This is a genomic window from Streptococcus infantis (assembly GCF_047460875.1).
In the GTDB taxonomy this organism is placed as follows: Bacteria; Bacillota; Bacilli; order Lactobacillales; family Streptococcaceae; genus Streptococcus; species Streptococcus infantis_AA.
In genome coordinates, this window is the sequence record NZ_JASHFI010000023.1 from 1 (window position 1) to 8,317 (window position 8,317).

The following is an 8,317-nucleotide window of genomic DNA, read 5'->3' on the forward strand; positions in this document are numbered from 1 at the left end:
AGCTTCTCTAAGCTATAGCCTTGTTTTCTAAGTTCATAGATCTGAACTTTATCATCATAAGTTAATTTCATAATAAAAACACCCCAAAAGTTAGATTTTTATGTCTAACTTTTGGGGTGCAGTTCAATATCTCGAGACCATGCCCTCGTCTTTTACTACTTTTATACTTATAACTGCTATACTTCTACCCTCTATTTTTTCAGGTCTCCTAATTTATGATATAATAGAAACATCTTTATTTCGAGGTATAGATATGATTGAAACTATTTATTTCGGGACCTACACTCGTCGTTCGTCCCAAGGTATTTACCAAGCTGATTTTGATACGGAAACTGGTCAATTATCAAATCTTAAACTATTTGCTGCTGAGCCAAGTCCAACCTATCTTGCATTTGATCAAAAAAATCACCTCTATTCAGTAGGTAGTAAAGATAGTCAAGGTGGTATCGCTGCTTATCAGACTGATGGTACTTTACTAAATCATGTAGTCGAAGAGGGTGCCCCACATTGTTATGTTGCCGTCGATGAGAAACGTGGCCTAGTATATGGTGCCAACTACCACAAGGGACAAGTTTTGGTCTATAAACGAAAAGAGGATGGCTGTCTTGTATTGACTGACATGGACCAACATAGTGGCCATGGTCCTCATGCAAATCAAACTTCTCCCCACGTCCACTACACTGATTTGACTCCAGACCAATATTTAGTGACTTGTGATTTGGGTACTGATGAAGTGACTAGCTACGATGTGACAGCAGAGGGCAAGCTAAGTAAAATAGCGACTTATAACTGTCAAGCTGGTGCAGGTGCTCGCCATCTTGTTTTCCATCATCACTATAAGATTGCCTACCTGATTTGTGAATTGAATAGTACGATTGAGGTTTTGATTTACGACGGTGTTGGTGAGTTTGAACGTATGCAGACCATTTCTACTTTACCACAAGATTATGATGGATTTAATGGTACTGCTGCTATCCGTTTATCAAAAGATGGAAAATATCTCTACGCATCTAATCGTGGACATGATTCTATTGCGGTATACACTATTCTCGCTGACGGTAGTTTAGAACTACTTGAATTTGTCCCTACAAGTGGTAAAACCCCTCGTGACTTTGATTTGACTCCTGATCAAGAATTTCTCATCGCAGTTCATCAGGATTCTGACAATGCAACAGTCTTTAAGCGCAACCCAGAAACAGGTCGCCTGGCAGAATTGTCTAATGACTTCCATGTGCCAGAGGCAGTTTGTATCAGTTTTGGTGACTAAGATACAATCATAACCACCCGTCTAATGGGTGGTTTGCTACAAGTCTAGCAGCCCAAATTACTAGCCAGCGCCTAAAGACGCTGGCTTTCACTTTGTTCAAACCCTATTGCTCTTGACTCGTCACAAGCCTCTCAAAGAGGCATATGTACTACTTGCCACTATCCCTAAAGGGATTCTCATATTCTTTAACACTTAATTTATCTAATGCTATATCATGCTTTACTCGTTCTCAAATTTTCATACTGGTGAAGAAATCATCCACTGGATAATTTCTTTAATCTTGAATATATTTCTTAATTGTGGCTTCATTGAACTCTACTGTACTCACATAATAACCGTTCGCCCAGAAATGCCGATTCCCAAACTTGTCCTTTAGGTTGGCGTGTTTATCAAACATCATGAGTGCACTTTTGCCTTTTAAATCCCCTATGAAACTTGAAACACTTATCCTCGGTGGAATACTTACTAACATATGTACATGATCATGCATCAAGTGTCCTTCGATAATCTCAACACCTTTATAACTACATAATCGGTGGAATATTTCTCCCAAACTACTTCGAGATTGATTATAAATGATTTTTCGTCTATACTTAGGGGTGAACACAATGTGATATTTACACATCCACTTTGTGTGTGATAAACTATGTGCCTTTTGTGCCATATTTTTCTCCTTTCGCTTTACAATTGGCTTGAACACCTTTATTGTATCGCGTTTGGAGTTTTTTTGTATAACCTTCGACGCGCACCCGCATAGCGGGTGGTTTATTTGTCTCGCACCTAACGGAGCGAGACGGACTGAAAGTCACATAATATAACAAAAAGAGAGGTTTAAACCTCTCTTTTTGGGATTCTACTTAATTCTAAATGTACTACCTTTTAGAATATCCGTAAGTTAGATAGTCTAAGATAACCTTGATTCATTCTATGAAAAGTAGAACACTTAAGCTTCATCTTCTTTCTTGCGTTTGACAACCAAACCAAGTCCTGCTAGACCAAGAGTAGCACCTAGAGCAGCAACTCCTGCAGTAGATTTCTCACCAGTATTTGGCAACTCGCGACCCTTAGGTTTTTCAGGTGTTGGTGGTGTCACTGGAGTTGGTGGTGTTGGTGGTGTTACCTTGTTATTAAACTCGGTATCTTCTGGCAACTGAGTAGTAGCCACTAACACTTTACCATCTTTCTTCACTACGATACCCACAGTAGCAACCATCTTATCGTATACAACGCTAGAGTCTGTGCCACGGATTTCTTCTACATGGTAGAGATGAGTTCCTTCTTCACCACGTTTGAATTCAAGTGCTGAGAATTGGATCTTACCAGCCGCATCATTGGTTACGGTTTCGATCACATTTCCTTTTTCGTCCTTAAGAACGAAGCTGAACTCACCAGCCTTCAATTCACGGCCTTCAAGCTTCTTAGTGAATTGGAATTGAACCTTAACTGGAATGTTGATAACACGTTTTTCAGTTGGTTTCTCTGGTTTTTCTACAGATTTCTTAGTTGGATCGTATTGGTGTACGATTTGTGAAGCTGTATTTTCAATATCCACACCTTCTTGAGCAGATTGTTTAATTTCTGCAGGGATTTCAAACTTGTAGTAACGTCCGAAAGGCAACTTAGCTGTGTCGATGACTTGTGTATTTTCTGCGTCGCCAAGTGACTTAGTCAAGTCAGCCTTAGATGTAGCAGTAATCACACCATTTTCAACCTTGATATCAAACTTAGCTGTCACATCTTCTCCTGTTACAGAGTCGTATGCTTTAATATCAGCTCCATTGACATTCAAGTTTGCACTATCATATTTATCTGTAACACCAACAGATTGAATATTGTGTGCTTCAGTGAATTTCGTTGTATCCAACCATACTTGGTAGTATACTTTATCACCCTTCTTGAGTGTCTTCGTATTGATATTTTGAACTTCGTTGTTTGCAGTACCGTCCGCATAAGGATTTGCGTTTGTATCCGCAACCTTATCCTTCAACTCACTATCGTCGTCGAGAAGTTTAGTTCCTGTAAGATCGAATTTAGATTCGTTCAGGATGTATTTCTCTGGGTTGAATTCTGGAATTTCTGGTGGGCGAACTGTATTGTTGAACTCTTTATCTGCTGGGTCTGTTACGTTAGAGATAAGAGCTTTCGCTGTTCCATCATGTTTAACTTCTACAGTTACTACTGCTTTCATTGCATCGTATGTAACGGTTGCGTCTGTTCCAGCTACTTCTTCAACTGTGTAGTTGTGAACGCCTGCTTGTTCTTTCTTGAATTCGATAGCTGAGAACTTAACGTTTCCAGATGCATCGTTCGTTACAGTTTCAACAACTTTACCTGTTGAATCTTTAAGGACGAAGCTGAATTCGTTCGCTTTCAATTCACGGCCTTCCAAACGTTTCGTGAAGTTGAACTCTACTTGTACTGGTACGCTATTCACACGTTTTTCAGTTGGTTTGTTTGGTTTTTCAACTTTCTTAGTGGTTGGGTTGTAGTAGTTGACTACTTGAGCCGCAGTATTTTCGATATCTGCACCACCAGGAACATCAGCTTTCACTGTTGTTGGGATGTCGAACTTGTAGTAACGTCCAAATGCGAATTTAGTGGTGTCGATCACTTGTGTATTTTCTGCGTCTCCAAGTGACTTGGTGAAGCCAGCTTTAAGAGTTGCAGTGATGACTCCACCTTCAACTGTGATTTCGAATTTATCTGTTACATCGTCACCAGTTACTGAATCGTAGGCTTTGATCTTAGTCACATCAAGATCCAACTTAGTTTCATCGTAGTCATCTGAGATTCCTACTGATTGGATGTTGTCCTTGTTAGCTGCGTCAAATTTAGTTGTATCCAACCAAACTTGGTAAACCAACTTGTCGCCACGTTTCACAGTCTTGGTGTTTAAGTTTTGAGCTTCGTTGTTTGATGCATCGTCCGCATATGGGTTCGCATTGGTATCTGCGTACTTGTCTGCCAACTCTTTATCATCATCAACGAGCTTGTCGCCTGTGATATCGAATTTCTCTTCAGAAACAACGTATTTCTCTGGTTGGAACTTAGGCTCTTCTGGAGGAGTTACACGGTTGTTAAATTCTTTATCCGCAATGTTGCCTACAGTAGCGATAAGAACTTTAGCTGTTCCATCGTGTTTCACTGTAACTGTTACATTCGCTTTCATGGTGTCGTATGTAACGGTTGCGTCTGTTCCTTTAACTTCTTCTACTGTGTAGTTGTGTACGCCTGCTTGTTCTTTCTTGAATTCGATAGCTGAGAACTTAACGTTTCCAGATGCATCGTTCGTTACAGTTTCAACAACTTTACCTGTTGAATCTTTAAGGACGAAGCTGAATTCGTTAGCTTTCAATTCACGACCTTCCAAGCGTTTAGTGAAGTTGAATTCTACTTGTACTGGTACGCTGTTCACACGTTTTTCAGTTGGTTTGCTTGGTTTTTCAACTGTCTTAGAAGTTGGGTTGTAGTAGTTGACTACTTGAGCCGCAGTATTTTCGATATCTACACCAGCTGCCACATCAGCTTTCACTGTTGTTGGGATGTCGAACTTGTAGTAACGTCCGAAGGCGAACTTAGTTATGTCAATGATTTGTGTGTTTTCTGCGTCGCCAAGTGACTTGGTGAAGCCAGCTTTAAGGGTTGCAGTAATGACTCCACCTTCAACTGTGATATCGAATTTAGCTGTGACATCATCACCTGTTACTGAATCGTAAGCTTTGATCTTAGTCGCATCAAGATTCAACTTAGTTTCATCGTAGTCATCTGAGATTCCTACTGATTGGATGTTGTCCTTGTTAGCTGCGTCAAATTTAGTTGTATCCAACCAAACTTGGTAAACCAATTTATCGCCACGTTTAACAGTCTTAGTATTGATGTTTTCTGCTTCGTTGTTTGATGCATCGTCCGCATATGGGTTGGCGTTGGTATCAGCCACCTTATCTTTCAACTCTTTATCATCATCAAGAAGCTTGTTGTCAGTGATTGAGAATTTCTCTTCATTCAAGACATATTTCTCTGGTTGGAACTTAGGTTCTTCTGGAGGAGTTACGCGGTTGTTGAACTCTTTATCAGCGATTTCGCCAACAGTAGCGATAAGAACTTTAGCTGTTCCATCGTGTTTCACTGTAACTGTTACATTCGCTTTCATGGTATCGTATGTAACGGTTGCGTCTGTTCCAGCTACTTCTTCAACTGTGTAGTTGTGAACGCCTGCTTGTTCTTTCTTGAATTCGATAGCTGAGAACTTAACGTTTCCAGATGCATCGTTCGTTACAGTTTCAAGAGTCTTACCTTCTGAATCTTTAAGGACGAAGCTGAATTCGTTAGCTTTCAATTCACGACCTTCCAAGCGTTTAGTGAAGTTGAATTCTACTTGTACTGGTACGCTATTCACACGTTTTTCAGTTGGTTTGCTTGGTTTTTCAACTGTCTTAGAAGTTGGGTTGTAGTAGTTGACTACTTGAGCCGCAGTATTTTCGATATCTACACCAGCTGCCACATCAGCTTTCACTGTTGTTGGGATGTCGAACTTGTAGTAACGTCCGAAGGCGAACTTAGTTGTGTCAATGATTTGTGTGTTTTCTGCGTCGCCAAGTGACTTCGTGAAGCCAGCTTTAAGAGTTGCAGTGATCACTCCACCTTCAACTGTGATATCGAACTTAGCTGTGACATCATCACCTGTTACTGAATCGTAAGCTTTGATCTTAGTAGCGTCAAGATCCAACTTAGTTTCATCGTAGTCATCTGAGATACCTACTGATTGGATGTTGTCCTTGTTGTTAGCGTCAAATTTAGTTGTATCCAACCATACTTGGTAAACCAACTTGTCGCCACGTTTAACAGTCTTCGTATTCAAGTTTTGAGCTTCGTTGTTGTCAGACTTATCAGCGTAAGGATCTTTATTTGTATCCGCAACCTTGTCTGCCAACTCTTTATCGTCATCAACGAGCTTGTCGCCTGTGATATCGTATTTCTCTTCAGAAACAACATATTTCTCTGGTTGGAACTTAGGTTCTTCTGGTGGTGTTACACGGTTGTTGAACTCTTTATCAGCAATTTCGCCAACAGTTGCCACAAGAACTTTAGCTGTTCCATCGTGAGAAACAGTTACTGTTACATTCGCTTTCATGGTATCGTATGTTACAGTTGCGTCTGTTCCAGCTACTTCTTCTACAGTGTAGTTGTGAACGCCTGCTTGTTCTTTCTTGAATTCGATAGCTGAGAACTTAACGTTTCCTGCCGCATCGTTACTTACAGTTTCAACCACTTTACCTGTTGAATCTTTAAGGACGAAGCTGAATTCGTTAGCTTTAAGCTCACGACCTTCCAAGCGTTTAGTGAAGTTGAACTCTACTTGTACTGGTACGCTGTTGACACGTTTTTCAGTTGGTTTGCTTGGTTTTTCAACTTTCTTCGTAGTTGGGTTGTAATAGTTCACTACTTGAGCCGCAGTATTTTCGATATCTAATCCGCCAGGTACATCAGCTTTCACTGTTGTTGGGATGTCGAACTTGTAGTAACGTCCGAAGGCGAACTTAGTTGTATCGATCACTTGAGTGTTTTCTGCATCGCCAAGTGACTTAGTGAAGCCAGCTTTAAGAGTTGCAGTGATCACTCCACCTTCAACTGTGATATCGAACTTAGCTGTGACATCATCACCTGTTACTGAATCGTAAGCTTTGATCTTAGTAGCGTCAAGATCCAACTTAGTTTCATCGTAGTCATCTGAGATACCTACTGATTGGATGTTGTCCTTGTTGTTAGCGTCAAATTTAGTTGTATCCAACCATACTTGGTAAACCAACTTGTCGCCACGTTTCACAGTCTTGGTATTCAAGTTTTGAGCTTCGTTGTTAGATGCATCGTCCGCATATGGGTTGACATTGGTATCTGCCACCTTATCCTTCAACTCTTTATCGTCATCAACGAGCTTGTCACCAGTGATATCGAATTTCTCTTCAGAAACAACGTATTTCTCTGGTTGGAACTTAGGTTCTTCTGGAGGAGTTACACGGTTGTTGAACTCTTTATCAGCGATTTCGCCAACAGTTGCCACAAGAACTTTAGCTGTTCCATCGTGAGAAACAGTTACTGTTACATTCGCTTTCATGGTATCGTATGTTACAGTTGCGTCTGTTCCTGCTACTTCTTCTACAGTGTAGTTGTGAACGCCTGCTTGTTCTTTCTTGAATTCGATAGCTGAGAACTTAACGTTTCCTGCCGCATCGTTACTTACAGTTTCAACCACTTTACCTGTTGAATCTTTAAGGACGAAGCTGAATTCGTTAGCTTTAAGCTCACGACCTTCCAAGCGTTTAGTGAAGTTGAACTCTACTTGTACTGGTACGCTGTTGACACGTTTTTCAGTTGGTTTGCTTGGTTTTTCAACTTTCTTCGTAGTTGGGTTGTAATAGTTCACTACTTGAGCCGCAGTATTTTCGATATCTACTCCGCCAGGTACATCAGCTTTCACTGTTGTTGGGATGTCGAACTTGTAGTAACGTCCGAAGGCGAACTTAGTTGTATCGATCACTTGAGTGTTTTCTGCATCGCCAAGTAACTTCGTGAAGCCAGCTTTAAGAGTTGCAGTGATCACTCCACCTTCAACTGTGATATCGAACTTAGCTGTGACATCATCACCTGTTACTGAATCGTAAGCTTTGATCTTAGTAGCGTCAAGATCCAACTTAGTTTCATCGTAGTCATCTGAGATACCTACTGATTGGATGTTGTCCTTGTTGTTAGCGTCAAATTTAGTTGTATCCAACCATACTTGGTAAACCAACTTGTCGCCACGTTTCACAGTCTTGGTATTCAAGTTTTGAGCTTCGTTGTTAGATGCATCGTCCGCATATGGGTTGGCATTGGTATCTGCCACCTTATCCTTCAACTCTTTATCGTCATCAACGAGCTTGTCACCAGTGATATCGAATTTCTCTTCAGAAACAACGTATTTCTCTGGTTGGAACTTAGGTTCTTCTGGAGGAGTTACGACGTTGTTGAACTCTTTGTCTGTAGCGTCTGTCACTGTTTTCACAAGTGCTTTAG

General features: G+C 40.7%; 2 protein-coding genes and 2 pseudogenes. 1 reads left to right on the top strand and 3 read right to left on the bottom strand.

From position 1 onward, the window contains the following. Window positions 1-71: pseudogene (locus QM887_RS09830) on the bottom strand (transposase); the annotation flags it as partial. Window positions 72-253: 182 nt separating this feature from the next. On the opposite strand from QM887_RS09830, the gene QM887_RS09835 reads away from it, so the two are divergent. Next, complete coding sequence (locus tag QM887_RS09835; protein ID WP_414271433.1) at window positions 254-1,267, top strand: lactonase family protein; 1,014 nt, start codon at window positions 254-256, stop codon at window positions 1,265-1,267. 277 nt (window positions 1,268-1,544) lie between these two features. Here QM887_RS09835 and tnpA read toward each other — a convergent pair. Both tnpA and QM887_RS09845 read right to left on the bottom strand, forming a co-directional pair. Continuing rightward, window positions 1,545-1,931: pseudogene (gene tnpA / locus QM887_RS09840) on the bottom strand (IS200/IS605 family transposase); the annotation flags it as partial. Between the two features lie 279 nt (window positions 1,932-2,210). After that, window positions 2,211-8,317 (bottom strand): SspB-related isopeptide-forming adhesin (locus tag QM887_RS09845; protein WP_414271434.1); only part of this gene is annotated, 6,107 nt, incomplete at its 5' end.

What these genes read in the sequence shown, in the direction of transcription:
- QM887_RS09835 (WP_414271433.1), top strand. Translation starts at nt 254, where the DNA reads ATGATTGAAACTATTTATTTCGGGACCTACACTCGTCGTTCGTCCCAA.